1 protein-coding gene is annotated in these 1,515 nt (G+C 56.2%); it reads left to right on the plus strand.

Annotation, left to right across the window (positions count from 1 at the left end; all coding sequences use genetic code 11):
- Positions 1 to 73: 73 nt before the first annotated feature.
- Positions 74 to 1,447: a transposase gene (locus tag ACR0DS_RS20280; RefSeq protein ID WP_480560883.1), complete on the plus strand. Its 1,374-nt coding sequence runs from the start codon at positions 74 to 76 to the stop codon at positions 1,445 to 1,447.
- The last annotated feature ends 68 nt before the right edge of the window (positions 1,448 to 1,515 follow it).

Below are 1,515 nucleotides of genomic sequence, written 5' to 3' on the forward strand. Positions count from 1 at the left end.
GATAGTGTTGAAAAAGTCCATTGATTGGTCGGTCTGTCGCTGATTCACTCGTTTTATGAGCGGAGGTGCGGCGATGATGGGACCGAGGCAGGTGGCGCAAGGTGCGTTGTTTTATGAGTTCTCGATTGACGAGTTTGTTCCTGCCGATCACCCGTTACGCGGCATTGATCGTTTCCTTGACCTGTCAGACGTTCGACCGCTTCTGGCACCGTCGTATAGCTCGCATGGCCGCCCTTCGATTGATCCAGAGTTGATGATCCGGATGCTGTTGTTGGGCTACTGCCAAGGCATTCGTTCAGAACGCCGCCTTTGCGAAGAGGTGCATGTCAATCTGGCCTACAGATGGTTTTGCAGGCTCGACCTGACGGACCCGGTGCCTGACCATTCAACCTTCTCAAAGAACCGGCATGGGCGCTTTCGGGAAAGCGGTTTGTTCCGACATCTCTTCGAGACAGTTTTGCAGCGCTGCATCGATGAGGGCTTGGTTGGCGGCGAGAACTTCGGCGTCGATGCCAGCTTGATCCCTGCCAATGCGAACCAGACGCGCGGCATTGACAGCAAGGAGGGTCTGCCACGGGAATTGGCCACGCGCGTGGTTCACGAATATCTCGAAACACTGGATGATGCCGCATTCGGCGCGTCCACCAAAGTCGTTCCCAAATACATCTCGCCGGTGGACCCTGCGGCGCGCTGGACAGGCGCCGATGGAGGTGCCGCATTCTTCGCCTATTCCACCAACTATATGGTGGATTTGGACAATGCGGTGATCGTTGACGTCGAGCCATCGGTTCCGATCCGAACCGCTGAGGCTTTCGCGGCGCGGCGTATGATCGACCGGATCACGGAATGCTTCAACATGACGCCAGATAAGCTGGTCGGCGATACGGGCTACGGATCAGCGGAGATGCTGGGTTGGCTCGTCGAAGAGCGTGGGATCGCGCCACACATTCCAGTTTGGGATAAATCCAAACGGACGGACGGCACGTTCTCGCGCGAAGACTTCATCTACGACCCCGCAACCGACAGCTACACATGCCCCGGCAACAAGGAACTGCGAACATACCGCCGGAACTTCTCCAAGCCGCGAAAGCCCAACGGTGGCAAAGACGGGTTCATCCGATACCGCGCCTCGAAGCATGATTGCGACGCATGTCCACTCAAGCCAAAATGCTGCCCAGGGGACCCTGGCAGGCGCGTGATGCGATCAATCCACGAAGCAGCTCGGGACGTAGCCCGCGATATCCGCAAAACAGATGCCTACATGACCTCATTCATTCAAAGGCGGAAAGTCGAGATGCTCTTCGCCCATCTGAAGCGATACATCGGCTTGCCAATGATGCGACTTCGAGGACCTAAAGGCGCATACGAACAGTTCCAGCTCGCAGCCACAGCACAAAACCTCAGGAAACTGGCAAAAATGGTTCCGCAACCAGAACCAACAGGCTGAGAGGAATAAATCGACTGCTTTCGGCTTCGCCAACCGGCAGTTCAAACGTCGACTTCTTCAACACTATC

Source organism: Ruegeria sp. AF5 (genome assembly GCF_056541905.1).

Excerpts from the sequence above, each read along its gene's own strand:
- ACR0DS_RS20280 (WP_480560883.1), top strand. The coding sequence starts at position 74 with ATGATGGGACCGAGGCAGGTGGCGCAAGGTGCGTTGTTTTATGAGTTC.